The organism is Methylovulum miyakonense HT12 (assembly GCF_000384075.1).
GTDB lineage: Bacteria > Pseudomonadota > Gammaproteobacteria > Methylococcales > Methylomonadaceae > Methylovulum > Methylovulum miyakonense.
In genome coordinates this window covers 4,513,828-4,529,884 of the sequence record NZ_KB913025.1, presented here as the reverse complement: position 1 = coordinate 4,529,884, position 16,057 = coordinate 4,513,828, and the positions used below count along the sequence as shown (strand labels likewise).

Genomic DNA, 16,057 nt, shown 5'->3' with positions numbered 1-16,057 from the left:
GAATCATCCGGTCACATACCATGGGCGTTGAAACACAGTCTGGCCAGACCGGCGGCTCCGGTGATATAGCCGCCGTGGCAAGACTAGTCGCCCAAACTTGCGGGATAGGCGCCACGCTCGTTATTGGCAGCGGTGAAGGCCACTTGGTTGGGGGGCTGCTTAGATATGGTGTTGACGCTTCCGGGGTTGATGGCTCGGAAGCCTTGGTGGCCCGTAGCAACCTCAAATGGCCTGGGCGTTTCCGGTCAGGTACGGTGCTTGCGTTGCCTTATGCTGACGGGCAATTTCAAACGTTGGTGGCCGCCGGTTGTCTGGAGCGCCTTGGGCCTATGGATGTCAATTCCGCCCTTAGCGAGATGTACCGTGTCAGCTCACAGTTCGTTTTCCTGCAAATCGCGACCACATCAGAACCGGACGGGCAGGGCCGCCTGATTGTTGAAGGCCGGGCTTGGTGGGAAGATCGCTGTTTTGCGGCAAGGTTCCGGAAGCATCCCGCCTATTACCAGGCAAACCCTTACGAATCCCTAAATGGCGAACCGCCGCAACTGTCCATCCTGCTGGAAAAAATACCTGAGGCCAGTTTTTTGGATCCGGCATTGGAAAGCGAGCATCTTTTGCATAGGGATATGTTGCGCGAAACCGGTCGCCGGAGTGATGCGCACTGTATCCGGTATGTCATGGCGGCCGAGTATATCCGGCCTGGCGATACCGTCCTTGATGTCGCCTGCGGGCTAGGCTACGGTAGCCATCTCCTCCATCACAACTCGCAGGCGCGTTCCGTGTTGGGCGTTGACCTGAGTGCCGGTGCCATAGCGTATGCGGAATCCAATTATGCCATTCCAGGCCATATAGGGTTCCGGGCCGGCGACGCGGAGAACCTGGCGTTTATCGCTGATAACAGCGTCGATTTTATCGCCGCATTTGAAACGATAGAACATGTCCCGAATCCCCTGGATTATCTGAGTGAGTTAAAACGTATCCTCAAGCCTTCAGGCCGGGTAATGGTGTGCGCCCCTAATTATTGGGCGGACGAAACCGGCAAAGACCCGAACCCCCACCACCTGCACGTCTATACGTGGGACCGCTTAAGGGAGGAGTGCAGCGGGAAATTCCTGGTTGAAAAAAGCTTCCTCCAAATAGCCGGGGGCGCGATGAAGTGCCACCACTCGCCAAGACGCTGGCAAGAAGTCGACCCCTACACCAATCCACCGGATGAAGCCGAGTGGGCCTTATTCCTGTGCATGCAGGATCCGCTTGAAGGCGCCGATGTCCCCTATGACGAGACGGTATGGCAATTGCCCGGATCCGAGGATTTCCATGTCTCGGCTTTTGCCCGTGACTATGCCAACCCATGGCTGGTGAAGGGCATGGTGGCCATCGGTTTCCGCAACCAATCCGCCCGGGTGCTTGAAAAACTCCAGCACTCCGTCCTCGCTACGCAGGGCAATGAAAGCGCCGATTTTGGCGCCGCATTATGCGGCCTAGTCTATGGGAAATTGGCCCAACCTTATATCGGGCAGGAAGACTATGAAGCCCTGATAGGACGGTTACAGGACTATGCCCGTATAGCTAACCCGACGCCACACCAGCTACGTTGGCAAGTTTCCCTGTTGTTTGCGGGGGGCGAACTGGCGCGTTTGCACGGGAATTTTTCCGAGGCGAGGTCTTTATATGAAGCCTGTGCCGGCAAAGACGTGATGGCCTACAGCCCCCTGCTGGGTAACCGTGTCCTGGATGCCCTGCATTGGTCGGCCATGTTGGCGATTGGCGCTGGCGACCTTGAACAGGCCAGGTCGTCCCTCTTGCGTGCGGTTAGCGAGTGCCAACGCCTGAGTTCCGGATCTTGGTTAAACATTAGCGGCGACGCCAAGCATCCGCTTCCGTTCGGTTACGCGGAGATGGCGCAATTGATGGATAAAGGCAGCAGGGCGGCTTATATGCTTGAAGGGCTAGATCATTACAACTGCCGCCCTAAGGCCTTCCTTGCCCAAGCTTCAGGTTTTTTTGAACGGCAACTGACGGGGCTGGCCCAAGAACAGGCAAGCAAGGAGGCTGCGGTTATTGCCCTCAACGGACGGATAGCGGGTTTGGACTATGCCAACCAGCAGCTGGCGCGTGATGTGGCCCATCAATACAGCAATGCCCAAGAGCTTGCCCGTGAAGTCACCCGTCTGGATGCCCATGCCCAGGCCTTGGCTCGGGAAGTGGGGGAGAAAGACAGGCAGGCGCAAGTGCTTGCCCAAGAGGTGAGGCACTTAAGGGAAGAAATAAAGGTGGCCCGTATTGAATTGGAAACACTAAAAACTAAAAACGGTACAGGGCACGGCCGATTGCCGGGGCAACATAAACCGTTATGGCGACGAATATTAGAACAGGTTAAGAGAAAATGAATCAGCAAATAGGCATTGTCATTGTGTCGCACAATGCATCAACGGCAGTCCGGATAACGCTTGCGTCCCTTCGCGAGGCAAAAAATGAGACGCCGTCCAAGGTCTTGCTCATAGACAATGCGTCGGACGATCTGGAGCGTGAAGAAATCCGTGCCGCGTTCGAAAGGCATCTCAGGGAAGCCGCTTTGCCTTGGGAATATCTGGAACAGGACAAGAACCTCGGTTTTTCTGGCGGCAATAACGTCGGTATCCGGCATTTCCTGGATGACCCTGAAATTACCGGCATCTGCCTGCTCAACAGCGATGTGGTGGTCACTGACCATTGGCTGGATTACCTGGTGCAACACCGGTGCGACATCATCAGCGCCGTCACCAACAAGGCCGAAAGCGAACAATGCGTCCCCATTGATTACGCCTTTGAATTCGACCAGTGCCTGGATGGGCAAACTGAAAGCATCCCGCCAAAACTGTTAGCTAATGTCCAACATTTCGCCAAGGATTGGCATGAGGCATGGGCGGGCAATCTGGTCGAGGCTGACGCCACATTCTTTTGTGTGCTGTTGGTCAAACAGGTGATCGAAAAAGTTGGCTTGCTCGATGAAACTTTTTTCCCCGGGGGCTATGAAGACGATGATTACTGTTTGCGGGCACGCCAGCTGGGTTTCCGTATCCATTTGGCCCGCGATGTGTTTATCCATCACTGGGGATCGGCTTCTTTCGGTAAGCTGCAATATGGTTACTTCAACAGCAGCGCCCAACGTAACCGGGATTACCTTGAGAAAAAACATGGGATTATTTGGCAGCCAAGGCATGAGAAGCCTTTTATCTCTTACCTGATGGATCTGGCGTTTACGGGCGCCCAAAGCCGTGGCAGCGCCGGGCGGCAACGGTTCAACGCCCTTTACGTCGCCCAATTGGGTGCCGTGCTTGGGCATTTTGAGTACGAATTTAGGAACTTGAGCCAGATGTTGGCTGATTCAGATTTGCCGGTGGATTCGGAGTTACGCGACAAAATCGATCTGGCCAGCAGTTTCGGCGATTTGATGGCTATCTGGCAGCATATCGTTGCGGGTACGGAGGCCGTTTTTAGCCATGCCCCCGGCCACCAATCCCTTGCCGATGATTTATGCGCCCAGCTTGGGCAGATTGCTAAAGGTGTCCGGGCACGGGTCGAATGTAATTTCGCGATGCATGCCTTGCTGTTCCAAACTGAGGACGGGCCCGAGGATTTTTCCCTGGAATCGGCATTGCCGCCCACCGCCGGGCATAGCCGGCTGAGCAAGCTATGGTGGCTATTGAAAAAGGGCTTGCCTTTTTTGCTTAAGCTGCGCGGCATTGTCTTTTTTGGTGGCTACCCTTATCCGGAACGGCAAAGCGATGGTTATTTCCAACGCATCCAAATTGTCGATGGCTTGTTCCCGGAATATTGGCGGGTATATGTGGAAAGCGGCGAGTTGCCTGGCCATCGTAGCCGTTGGTTTGATCTGCCGCAACCCAAGGTGTTGGTGTTGACGACGTGGGGAGGGCCGCGCCGCCGGATGTTAGGGGCCGCTTTGGTGCTGCTTGCCGTGCTCAAGTGCCGGAAAATCTATTTCCATAGCGTCCTTAGGATGCCCCACAACGGGTTTGGCCTCCTGATGCATGTGCCTGGCCTGACTAAGATAATCGACATCCATGGCGTGGTTCCCGAAGAATTCCGTTTCCATAATGATTTTTATAGCGCGTTGCTTTATGAACGCCAAGAACGTTTGGCGGTGCGCAAAAGCAATTTGGTGGTGGTGGTCACCGAGGCGATGAAAAACTATTTGCGGCAGAAATATCGGGATGAATTGAAAGGCCAAACCACCCTTTTCCCCATGTTCCCGAATATTCACCCGACGCTTGCGGCACGCCCGTATGCCGATGGCAAACCCGTGGTGGTTTATGCGGGCGGCCTGCAAAAATGGCAACAAGTCCCCAAAATGGTCGACGCCATCAGCCGCACCGCGTCAATCTGCACACACCTTTTTTATTGTCCGGAACCTGAAGTTTTTCGCGCGATGTTGCCCGAAGCGGTCCGTTCCCAGGTGGTGGTTGATTGTAAAGCCCATGACGAATTGGTCAGCCTTTATGCCGAGTGCCATTACGGCTTTATCTTGCGTGAAGACATTATCGTCAACCATGTCGCTTGTCCGACCAAGTTGGTCGAGTATCTGGCAATGGGCATCGTCCCCGTGGTTGATTGTGAGGACGTTGGCGATTTCAAAGCGATGGGCATGCAGTTTTTGGCTTTGGAGGAACTGTTACGGGGGAATCTGCCGAGCGAAGAACAGCGCACGGCGATGGCGAAACAAAATTTTACGATCTATGAACGGATGCGCGAGGTGCGCAGGCAAGGCGCCAAGGATATATGCGCCGTCCTGGCTGGGGGGTGTTGGCAGCCCACTTTGTTGGCCCGGATCAAAAAGCTCTTGCCGCCCAATACGCGCCAAGGTTGGCTGGCCCGTTCGATCTGGCGGGGCATGAAGGCATCCGCCCGGAGAGCCGTTGGCAGCGTTTCGCCGCGGGCAACGACGGAGGCGGAAGTCTTGGCGCAGGTCATCGCGTTAGTTTCACCTGAGTGTGACGTGCTGGTCCAGGTCGACAACTTCGAAGCGGGAGGCCTTGAAAATGTGGTCATCGACCTGAATGGCACGCTGATCGCGGCAGGCCACAAGGTCGTGCTATTGGTGCTTGGCATAGCGGGCGCCAGCGTGCAACGGGCGCGGGCACAGGGCATTCCGGTGATTGTCAGTTCCGAGGAACCGAAGCTGTATCGGGAGCTCATCAAAAGCCTCAAACCGCGTTTAGTGCTTGCGCATTATTCCTTGCACGGTGCCGAATTGTGCCACGAATTGAACATCCCCTTTGTGCAAGTCATACACAACACTTATATGTGGTTCGATGACGCACAGCGGGCGGCATTCGCCAACGCGGCCCGCTACACCAGCATTTTTGTCGCAGTCTCGGAATATGCCAAGCGTTACAGCATCCGCCGGCTAGGCATTGATGGGAATAGTTGCCTGGTCATTCCAAATGGCATTGACAACCGCGCTTTCGATGCTATCGACAAAGCCGGGGCGCGGCAGGAAATCCGCACCCGGCATGGTTTAAGTGATAATGACTTCGTGTTTGTGGGCGTCGGCGCCATCAACCATCAGAAAAACCATATCGCCGCCGTCCGTGCCTTCTCGGCTATAGCCGGGGAAATGCCTGAGGCCAAGCTGGTGATCCTTGGGCCGCCCTATGAAACAGGTTTGCTGGAAGAGATCAGGCAGTGGATTGCGGCGCAACATTTGGACGGGCGGATATTGTATGTCGGTGCCGTGCCGGGGGCGCAAAAGTACTATGCCATGGCGGACGCTTTTGTCAGCACGGCCTTCTTTGAGGGCGGGCCATTGAACCAATTGGAGGCGTTGAGGGCAAATTTGCCTTGCGTCATGACGGATGTTGGTTTTGCCGGATATTTCAAAGACCGGCCCGGTTGTGAAATCGTCCCGCCTCCGCTGGACATTGCAGAATTTAAGGGCGCCATCTGGCAACTGGCTTCCACACCGGAGTTTGAAAGCCGGGTGGCGACGGCCATGCTTAAGCTATACGGAAGCCGCCGCTGCCCCGATTTGCCGGCTGAGGTGCTGGATGCGTTTGATAAAGCCAACGCCTACCGTTGCTATGTCAGATTGGTCGGGGATTTGCTGCAAGGCAAGGAGGTGCAGGGCAAGGATTTCCCTGATGCCTGGACCAATCAGTTTGCATCGCTAGCCACAGGGCGTAGCCGTGCCACGGGTTAATCCCTATGAGTTGGCTAAAGCGGCTTTTTGGGCGCTTCCGGGGCCGCTTAGGGAACGCCTTCATGGTGTCCGGCACCAGTTAGTGAGGTTATGGCGTACCCGGCTTGCCTCGCTTTCACCAGCTACCAGTGCGGACATGGCTTGGGCCGATTTTTGTGCGGAAGTGTTGGATTGCCGTGACCCGTCGGTAATCGTCCTGGTGTTTGAACCGACCATTGATTGGGGGGTGACGCTGTTCCAGCGTCCGCAGCACATGGCGATGGCTTTAGGCCGTAAGGGTTGTATCGTGCTGTATCGGACAACTGGCGATGGTGTTGGCGGGGTGCGGGCTATCGCGCCGAACGTTTGGCTGGTGGGGACGCCGGAGATAACCGCGTTAGAAGGGGCGGTCTGGTGTGTTTACAGCACCGCCAGCCTCTCCTCGCCTGCACAAATGGCCGGACACCGTCAACACGGCCGGGTTGTGTACGAATACATCGACCACATTGACGCCGCGATTTCCGGCAGCCAGGCGGAAGTCCAGCGCTTGCTGGCGCTGAAAACCGCCGCCTGCTCCGGCCAGGCTGATTATCTGGTCGCGAGCGCCCGGGTGTTGTATGAGGAACTCAGCGCCTTGGCACCGGATAAAGCTGTCGCCTACATTGCCAATGGTGTTGACGTTGGCCATTTCCGTGATGGCCGGGACAGGGCGGCGGCGTTGCCGGAACGTTTTGTCGGGTTCCGTGGGCGCTATCGGACGTTGGTCGGCTATTTCGGCGCGGTCGCCCCGTGGTTGTGGTTCGACATGATGTCGCAATTGGCCGGACAGATGCCGGAATTTGGTTTTGTTTATATCGGCCCGGACTACGGTGGCTGTGCCGGCAAACTGCCCCGTAGCCCCAATGTCCTGTACATGGGGGCTGTTGATTATAACGTCCTGCCCGCTTACGCCGACCAGTTCGACGTTTGTTTTATCCCTTTCTCGCCCGGTACAATTGCCCGGTCAACCTCGCCGCTTAAGCTGTATGAATACTTTGCCTTGGAGAAGCCGGTGGTCGTGACGGCCGAAATGCAAGAATGCACGGCGTTTGCCGAAGTTTTTTCAGGTGCGGATTTACCGACGCTCATATCGGCGATTAGGGCGGCAGCCCACGCTGGTGAAACGCCAAGCTACCGGGAAGCCGTCCTTAAATTGGCAAACCTGAACACCTGGGACTTGCGGGCCGAGGCCTATCTTGAGGTGTTGCGGCAGTAGCTTTATAAAAATGGAACATAAAATGAAAAAACGTATTTTGAGTGTTGTCGGCACCCGGCCTGAAGCCATCAAAATGGCTCCAGTGATTTTAGGGTTAAAAAATGAGCCTTGGGCGGAAGTCCGGGTTTTGGCCACGGCGCAGCACCGCCAGATGTTGGATCAAGTGTTGGGGTTTTTCGGTATCCGGCCGGATATTGATTTGGACATCATGCGCCCGAACCAATCGCTGACAACATTGACCGCACGTCTGCTGTTGGAGTTGGATACGGTGCTGGCGACGGAAAAACCAGATGTCGTGCTAGTCCAAGGCGACACCACGACAGTGATGACCGTGGCTTTGGCCTGTTTTTACCAGCGTATCCCCATCGGCCATGTCGAGGCGGGCTTGCGGACGTGGGACATGCAAAACCCTTTTCCGGAAGAAGCCAACCGGGTGATAGCGGGAAAATTGGCGCGTTGGCATTTCGCCCCTACTGAAGGGTCGCGGCAGAATTTGCTCCGCGAAGGCATCGCCGATGGTGACATTAGCGTGACCGGCAATACCGTGATTGATGCCTTGCTGATGACCGCCGCCAAAGAACTGGACGTTGGCATTGGTCTTGACCCTACGCGGCGCCTGGTGTTAATCACTTGCCATCGCCGTGAGAATTTCGGCGAACCGTTCGAGAATATTTGCTTGGCCTTGCAAACGCTGGCGAAACAAAACCCGGACGTGCAGTTTTTATATCCGGTGCACCCTAACCCGAACGTGAAGGATGTCGCCCATCGGATGCTGGCAAGCCAGCAAAATATGTTGCTTTGCGAACCTTTGGATTACGCGCCTTTTGTTGCCGCTATGAAGCTTGCATACCTCATCATCAGCGATTCTGGCGGCGTGCAGGAAGAAGCCCCGGCTTTAGGCAAGCCAGTATTGGTGCTGCGCGAAGAGACCGAAAGGCCGGAAGCCGTGGAAATGGGCGTGGTGAAACTGGTTGGGACTGATTGCTTGCGCATTGTGCAGGAAGCGCAAAAGTTGTTGGATGATAAGGAAGCATACCAAGCGATGGCGCGGGGGATTTCTCCTTACGGTGATGGCCAGGCCGCCGGACGGGTTATAGGCGTGCTGCGGAAACATTTTGCCTGATGCGCTTGGTGTATTTCTCCCCGGTGCCTTGGCATAGCTTCACCCAACGCCCGCACCAATTTGTCAATTGGTTCCATGCGCGTACCGGTGCCGAGGTGCTTTGGCTGGAACCTTACCCGACGCGCTTGCCGATGCTGGCGGATTTGCAAAGGAAAAGGCCGGGGAATCAGGCCGGAAGCCAGCCTGTAATGGCAAAAGCCACCCCTGAGTGGCTATCCATCCTAAGCCCGCGTCCCTTGCCCATCGAGCCTTTGCCGGGTTCCGGGTTGCTTAACCGTTGGCTTTGGAACGGTATCTTACAGGCGGTCAAAGCCTTTGTTGATCAGGGGGAATGCTGGCTGGGCATAGGCAAACCCTCCGAATTGGCCTTGCAGGTGTTGGCGCGGCATCCCGGCATCCCCTCGGTTTACGATGCCATGGATGATTTTCCGGCGTTTTACCAAGGCTGGTCGCGGGCGGCAATGGCGGAGCGGGAGCGAAAAATTGTTGCCTTGGTCTCTCGGTTGTTGGTTTCATCTACCCTGTTAGCGTCCCGGTTTGCCGGTCACCACGCCAAACGGGCCCTTACCCTTAACGCCTGCGAAACCAGCGGGCTTCCGCCAGCCACCTTGCCCAACAGGCCGGACAAGCCTGTCCTGGGGTATGTCGGCACTATCGGGCATTGGTTTGATTGGCCTCTGGTGGTGGCTTTGGCACAGGCCAACCCAGCCTTCTGTATCCGCCTGATCGGCCCAGTCTACTCAACGCCGCCTACGCCACTGCCAGGTAATGTAGAATTGTTGGCGGCTTGTGACCATGCCGCGGCGATCAGGGCTATGCAGGAGTTTTCGGTAGGCCTGATACCTTTCAAATGCACCGATCTCACCGCTTCGGTCGACCCCATTAAGTTTTACGAATATCGGGCCCTGGGCTTGCCCGTACTTTCCACGCGCTTTGGGGAAATGGCCAGGCGCAGCGAAGAGGCGGGGGTGTTTTTTTTGGACGGGGCTGCCGATCTTGTTAGCCAGGTGAAGGACGCGCTTTCATACGGGAGTGGCTTAAGTGACATTGCGGCATTCAGGGCGGCAAATTCCTGGGCCACACGTTTTGATGCCAGCGGAATACTTGTATGACGCTTGGGTTGCGGATGTGTCAATGCGCCTGACGGGGCCGTTTCCGTTTTATTTAACGGGCAGATGGCATTGCGGGCCCTATGGCGGTTGTTTGGTTTGTTTAATATCGTGAAAAAAATTTCAATATCCATCGTCACTTATAATAGTGAACATATTATCGGCGCCTGCTTGGCGTCGCTAGCAGCCCATTTTGAGCATCGCGGTTATGAAAAAACAATACAATTAATTGATAACCAATCACAGGACGAGACTGTCGCCATCTTAAGGCACTTCGCAGAGCAAAACCCCCAATTCCAGGTCATCCAAAACGCTTGCAATGCTGGATTTGGCCGTGGTCATAATGTGGCCATAGGGCAAGCGGACAGTGATTACCATATTATTTGCAACCCTGATATTGTCATTAATGGCCAAACTATAACCGCCCTCGCGGATTATATGGGCCAACATCCCGATATAGCCATCCTCTGCCCCAGGCTGACTAATGCCGATGGTAGCCTCCAGCCCAATAACCATAAGCTCCCCACGCTGTTGGATTTGGTGTTGCGGCGGATAGCCCCGGCATGGCTGCAAAGGCGCTTACAACAAAGAATGGATGCCTACATCATGTTAGATGTCGGATACGAGAATATCTGTGACGTGCCATTTGTTTCCGGTGCCTTTATGTTTTGCCGGACAGCCGTTTTAAAGCAGGTCGGCGGTTTTGACGGACGCTATTTCCTATATTTTGAAGATGCCGATTTGTGCCGGAAAATCCATGGGGCGGGTTATAGGACGGTTTATTATCCCGATGCGAGCGTCGTCCATCTGTGGGAGAGGGCGGCGCATAAAAGCTGGCGTATGGCTTGGGTGATGTCCGTCAGTGCGCTGAAGTATTTTAATAAATGGGGCTATCGCCTGTATTGAAGGGTGGCCTAAATGACGGTTTTTCTGGATAAGTTTTTATTTCAATGGATACAGTGCTGGTAACGGGGGCAACGGGCTTTGTCGGCAAAGCCTTATGTTCCGAACTGATGGCAAAAGGTTTTAGTGTCAATGGCATTGCCCGTAAGCCTGTGGCCAGCGGTTGGCCTGGCGCTATGGGCCAGCTTGTTATCGGGGACATTAATGGCCAGACCGTTTGGCGCCAGGTGTTGGGCCATACTGGCAGTGTCGTGCATCTTGCGGCGCGTACCCATGTCCTGCATGATACGGCGGCCGACGCCTTGGCCGAATACCGCAACATTAATGTGGCGGGGACATTGAACCTTGCCCGGCAAGCGGCGGCCATGGGTGTGAAACGCTTTGTTTTTGTCAGTTCAGTTAAGGTCAATGGGGAAAATACCCCTTCGGGCCAGCCTTTTACGGAAGATGCCGCCCCGGCACCGCTTGATGCCTATGGGATGTCCAAATGTGAAGCCGAAGCTGGGTTACGTCAATTAGCCCTTGAAACAGGCATGGAAGTGGTCATCATCCGCCCGCCGTTGGTGTATGGCCCTGGTGTTAAGGCTAATTTCCGGACGCTGATGCGGTATGTGGATAAAAGGGTGCCGCTGCCGTTTGCCTTGATAGACAATAAACGTAGCCTGGTCGCCCTGGACAACCTGGTCGATATGGTCACCCTCTGCCTGTCCCATCCTGCCGCGGCTAACCAGACTTTTTTGGTCAGCGACGGCCACGATGTCTCCACGGCTGATTTGCTCCGCCGCCTTGCCATGGCCTTAAATAAACCCGCGCTGCTGTTTCCCGTCCCGGTTGGGTTATTGGCGGGTGGTTTGCGGTTGTCAGGCAAAGGTGCCGTGGCGCAGCGTTTGTGCGGCAATTTGCAAGTTGATATTGCCAAGGCCCGGGAGTTGCTGGCGTGGGCCCCACGGGTGGGTCTTGATGAGGCATTAGGGGAAACCGCCCGGCATTATCAGGGGTCCCGTTAATGGTTATGATGGCCGTTTTCCTGGTGTTGGCGTTCCTTGCTTCGCTTATTTTGACCGGGTGGTTTCGCCACTACGCCATTGCCACCCGTCTTCTTGATATTCCCAATGCCCGCAGCTCCCATCATCAGCCCACACCCCGTGGCGGCGGGTTGGCGGTCGTGTGCGTTTTCCTCTTCAGTGTGCCGGTGTTTTTTTTAATGGGCTTGATGACCAGTGGGGAGTTGTGCGCATTTTTAGGATCTGGCGCATTAGTTGCCGTGGTAGGTTTTATGGATGACCGTCGTCATATTCCGGCACCTCTGCGCTTAGCCGCGCATTTTCTTGCCGCCGCTTGGGGCTTGTTTTGGTTGGGCGGAATGCCTGCGCTACCGATGATCAACCTGGTGCAGGTGCCCGGTATGGGAAGCGTTTTGGGGCTCTTTTATCTGGTTTGGCTATTGAACTTATATAATTTCATGGATGGTATTGATGGGCTGGCAGGGATTGAAGCCATTAGTGTTTGCGCCGGTGGTGGATTATTATATTGGCTGGCAGGAAACAACGCCCACTATTGGCCTCTGGCGATACTGGCGATGGCCGTGGCAGGTTTTTTATGTTGGAATTTTCCGCCCGCGAAAATATTTATGGGTGATGCCGGTAGTGGTTTTTTGGGTTTGGTGTTAGGGCTGTTTTCTATTCAGGCGGCGTGGTCCGCGCCGCAATTTTTTTGGAGTTGGCTGATTTTGTTAGGCGTGTTTATTGTCGATGCGACGTGGACTTTGTTGCACAGGTTGCTAGGCGGGGAAAAATTTTACGAAGCCCATCGTAGCCATGCTTACCAGAGGGCTGCCCGCCGGTTTGGCGCACATAAGCCAGTATCATTGGCGGTCGTTATGATCAACTTGTTTTGGTTGTTACCGGTGGCATTATGGGTAGGTAAGGGTGGTTTGAATGGCCTGCTAGGGCTGTTGTTGGCGTATTGCCCGCTTTTCATATTGGCTTTAATTTTCAAGGCGGGTTCAAAGGAAGTTTCAGAGTGAAAGTTAGGCTGGCGCAGTGGATGACAGGATTATCCAGACCTAAAAAAGTATGTATCCTTATGGCGACCGACGCAGTGTTTGCCGTGCTGGCTTTTTGGCTGGCATTCTCATTACGCTGGGGGGTTTGGTATGTGCCCCATGGCCAGGAATGGTATTTATTTGCCGTGGCGCCGTTTCTTGCGGTGCCCATCTTTATCAAGATGGGCTTGTACCGTGCTATCGTCCGTTATATCGAGATGCGCGCCTTATTGACAATTGTCCAGGCCGCCACGCTGTACGCGTTGATTTTTGCATTTGTGATCTATCAATCCAGCATCCCCATTATTCCCCGGACGGTAGCCCCGTTGAACGGCCTGTTAATGATGTTGCTGGTGGGCAGCAGCCGTTTTTTTGCGCGGTGGTGGTTGGCGGATACGTATGGCCGCCTGCCTGGAATACGCGGTTCGGCCAATTGCCAGAAAAAAAATGTCGTGATTTATGGGGCAGGAAGTGCCGGTGTACAGTTGGCGGCGGCGTTGATCCATGGCCGTGAATACAATCCGGTCGCCTTTATTGATGATGACCGGTTGTTGCATAAGCAGAAAATCAATGGCATCAAGATCTATCCGCTCAGTTTGCTAAGTTACGTGATAAAGCACCATAAGGTTTCCGATATTCTCTTGGCCATGCCATCGGTGAGCCGGTCACGCAGAAGTGAAATTATCCGCTTGCTTGAGCCTTATGCGGTCCATGTCAGGACAATGCCGGGGCTGGCCGATATTGCCCAAGGTAAAGTGACCTTTGACACTTTGCAAGAAGTGGATATTGCCGATCTTTTGGGGCGTATTTGTATTGACCCCGATCCTGCGCTCATCCATTCCACGATTAGCGGTAAAGTTGTTATGGTCACTGGTGCTGGAGGTTCCATTGGTTCGGAAATATGCCGCCAAATTATCCGTCTGCAACCTACCGTCCTGATCCTGTTTGAGGTCTGCGAATTCGCCCTTTATTCGATAGAAAAGGAATTGAACCATTTGTTATCTAAAACAAATGGGGCAAATACGGTTGAGCTGGCCGCCGTGTTGGGTTCGGTATGTGACCGCGGACGGGTGGAAAAAATATGCCAGGCCTTTAAGGTGCAAACGCTTTACCATACAGCCGGTTATAAGCATGTCCCTATGGTGGAACGGAATCCCGGCGAGGCTATCAGGAATAATATTTTCGGTACGCTTCAGACCGCCCAGGCCGCCATTGCCGCCCATGTTGAAAAATTTGTGCTGATTTCCACCGACAAAGCCGTCAGGCCGACCAATACGATGGGGGCGTCCAAACGTTTTGCGGAATTGATCCTCCAGGCCCTGAGCGCCAATGCAGAGGATAGCCAACAAACTTGTTTTACGATGGTCCGTTTTGGTAATGTCCTGGATTCTTCCGGCTCTGTCGTTCCGCTATTCAGGGAACAAATTGCCCGGGGCGGGCCTGTGACAGTCACTGATGCCCGTGTCATCCGGTATTTTATGACCATACCCGAAGCCGCCCAGTTGGTGATCCAGGCGGGGGCCATGGGGCAGGGCGGGGATGTGTTTGTGTTGGATATGGGGGAGCCGATCCGTATTCTTGATTTGGCTAAACGCATGGTGCATCTGAGCGGTTTGGAAGTGAAGGACGAAGACCATCCAAATGGTGAGATTGAAATTAGTTTTATCGGGTTAAGGCCCGGGGAAAAATTGTATGAGGAATTGTTGATCGGCGACCATGTGTCAGAAACCGACCACCCCAGGATAATGAGGGCTAAAGAGCCCGTCATTGCTTGGGCTGAGTTGCAAGCCATGCTGGGTTTATTGGAGCGTGCAACCGAAAGTGGCGATTTTGAACAAGTTAGGAAGGTTTTGACGGGCGCGGTCGCAGGCTTTGTCCCCCAGTGTGAAATAAGCGATGTATTGTGGAAAAAGGCGGGACGGAACGGGGGTTTTTGACAGGATAAAAAAAACCTCCCATCGTTTGCACGAAGGGAGGCCGAAGTTCAAGCAGGAGTTATGAGGAGTAACTGCTTGAGGTATAACACCAGGAGGTCGTTAATCTGATAGAACTCAATTTTTTAGTTGGGTTCTTGTCGCAATGTTGCTATAAATAGCGGCTGTTGCAAATAATATCGTTGAAACAATAAATTGACCGGAAATAAAACTCCAAATACCGGCAATAAACAGTAAACCTATCAGTATCTCTTTCTTAAATTCGTTCATTGTTTTGTTCCTGTAAAATAAATAAAAATATTCATACAGTGCCGGGGGTTACCGATGTTTTTGCTTTTTCACTGAATTGGTGCTTACTATACAGAGATAAATTTTGGATACAATATATCAAATACTAAATGGATTGATCTCATTTGTGAAACAATGCTGGTGTCAATCGTTTTCTTGATAGAATGGTTGCCATTTTTATAAATTTAGACACAAAATTCATGAAAATGACTAAGGATAGCGGTTATAAAGTGTGTGATAAAACACCAAAAAATGTATTTTCAGGATCTTGAGGAAATGAAGTGGACAAGTTAACCAGTATGAATGTTTTTGTTCGGGTCGCGAGAGCCGGAAGCTTTGCGGGTGGCGCCCGTGAACTTGGGATTTCCAGGGCCATGGCGACCAAGCATATTATGCAGCTAGAGGGCAGCCTGGGGACGCGGTTATTTAACCGGACGACACGCAGCTTAAGCCTGACCGATGTCGGTGCCTCTTATCTCGAGCGTTGCCAACAAGTTTTGCTCGATGTTGAAGAGATGGAATCGGCGGTCACCCATTTGCAAACCGAGCCGCGCGGGGTGTTAAAAATCAGTGCGCCGCCAGTGATCGGGGCCAGCCACATTACCCGTGCGATCTCACAGTTTTTGAAGATGCACCCGGATTTGACCGTGGATTTGATTTTGCAAAGCAGCCCGGGGGATTTGATTGATGAAGGGATAGACGTGGCCATTTATTTGGGGACATTGGATGACACGAGTATGGTGGCGCGGAAATTGGCCAGTTCATCCATGGTGGTTTGCGGCTCGCCCGATTATTTGGCCCGTTACGGCATTCCCAAGACCCCCGAGGATTTGCTCCAACATAGCTGTTTGGTTAATTGGGCCAGTTCCCCTAGAAACAGATGGCAGTTTAAAAGCGAGGCCGGCCATACGGTTATTGCCGTTTCAGGACGTATGCAGGCCAATGTGGCCGATGCAATCCGGGTGGCTGCAATTGATGGCTTAGGCCTGGTGATGCTGGCTTCCTATGTGGTCGCAAGGGACATCGAAAAAGGCAAGTTAAAAGCCGTATTGGAAAATTACACCTTGCCGCCTTTAGACATTCATGCCGTGTATCCGCACCGGAAATATTTATCTGCCAAGGTCCGGCGTTTCCTGGATTTTTTGCAGGAATGGCTAGGCCCCCAAGTCACCATGCCCGGCTCAGAATAAACGCCTGGCGCAGGCTTTCTTATCCATAAAAAT

Annotated in this window: 11 protein-coding genes; 10 read left to right on the top strand and 1 reads right to left on the bottom strand. The window is 53.7% G+C overall.

The genetic code is table 11. The annotated features are described in order from the left end of the window. Positions 1-20 precede the first annotated feature (20 nt). The 9 genes from METMI_RS0122065 to METMI_RS0122025 all read left to right on the top strand — a co-directional run bounded on the left by METMI_RS0122065 (position 21) and on the right by METMI_RS0122025 (position 14,549). Positions 21-2,390: a class I SAM-dependent methyltransferase gene (locus tag METMI_RS0122065; RefSeq protein ID WP_019868474.1), complete on the top strand. Its 2,370-nt coding sequence runs from the start codon at positions 21-23 to the stop codon at positions 2,388-2,390. Beyond that, complete coding sequence (locus METMI_RS25045) at positions 2,387-6,199, top strand: glycosyltransferase (protein WP_019868473.1); 3,813 nt, start codon at positions 2,387-2,389, stop codon at positions 6,197-6,199. The genes METMI_RS0122065 and METMI_RS25045 overlap by 4 nt, the downstream gene beginning before the upstream one ends. Continuing rightward, complete coding sequence (locus METMI_RS0122055) at positions 6,186-7,433, top strand: glycosyltransferase family protein (RefSeq protein WP_040572817.1); 1,248 nt, start codon at positions 6,186-6,188, stop codon at positions 7,431-7,433. The genes METMI_RS25045 and METMI_RS0122055 overlap by 14 nt, the downstream gene beginning before the upstream one ends. 22 nt (positions 7,434-7,455) lie before the next feature. Beyond that, positions 7,456-8,556: a non-hydrolyzing UDP-N-acetylglucosamine 2-epimerase gene (wecB, locus tag METMI_RS0122050; RefSeq protein ID WP_029151885.1), complete on the top strand. Its 1,101-nt coding sequence runs from the start codon at positions 7,456-7,458 to the stop codon at positions 8,554-8,556. Next, entirely contained in the window at positions 8,556-9,668 is a 1,113-nt protein-coding gene (locus METMI_RS0122045; protein WP_019868470.1) for a glycosyltransferase family protein, read from the top strand. Before wecB ends, METMI_RS0122045 begins: the two co-directional genes overlap by 1 nt. Before the next feature lie 108 nt (positions 9,669-9,776). Continuing rightward, positions 9,777-10,571 carry a glycosyltransferase family 2 protein gene (locus METMI_RS0122040; protein WP_198007959.1) on the top strand — a complete coding sequence of 265 codons (795 nt, stop codon included), beginning with the start codon at positions 9,777-9,779 and terminating at the stop codon, positions 10,569-10,571. 44 nt (positions 10,572-10,615) lie between these two features. Continuing rightward, positions 10,616-11,575, top strand: coding sequence for a UDP-glucose 4-epimerase family protein (locus METMI_RS0122035; protein ID WP_019868468.1), 960 nt, complete (start codon positions 10,616-10,618; stop codon positions 11,573-11,575). A 5-nt stretch (positions 11,576-11,580) separates the two neighbouring features. Continuing rightward, positions 11,581-12,594, top strand: a complete 1,014-nt coding sequence (locus METMI_RS0122030) for an MraY family glycosyltransferase (protein ID WP_198007958.1) — start codon at positions 11,581-11,583, stop codon at positions 12,592-12,594. A 59-nt stretch (positions 12,595-12,653) separates the two neighbouring features. Beyond that, positions 12,654-14,549 carry a polysaccharide biosynthesis protein gene (locus tag METMI_RS0122025; protein WP_019868466.1) on the top strand — a complete coding sequence of 632 codons (1,896 nt, stop codon included), beginning with the start codon at positions 12,654-12,656 and terminating at the stop codon, positions 14,547-14,549. A 114-nt stretch (positions 14,550-14,663) separates the two neighbouring features. Here METMI_RS0122025 and METMI_RS27595 read toward each other — a convergent pair whose 3' ends face one another. After that, the gene (locus METMI_RS27595; RefSeq protein ID WP_019868465.1) at positions 14,664-14,816 is read right to left on the bottom strand and encodes a hypothetical protein; all 153 of its coding nucleotides are present in this window, start codon (positions 14,814-14,816) and stop codon (positions 14,664-14,666) included. 299 nt (positions 14,817-15,115) lie between these two features. Here METMI_RS27595 and METMI_RS0122015 point away from each other — a divergent pair, with 299 nt between their 5' ends. Then, positions 15,116-16,024, top strand: a complete 909-nt coding sequence (locus METMI_RS0122015) for a LysR family transcriptional regulator (RefSeq protein ID WP_029151882.1) — start codon at positions 15,116-15,118, stop codon at positions 16,022-16,024. Positions 16,025-16,057 lie beyond the last annotated feature (33 nt).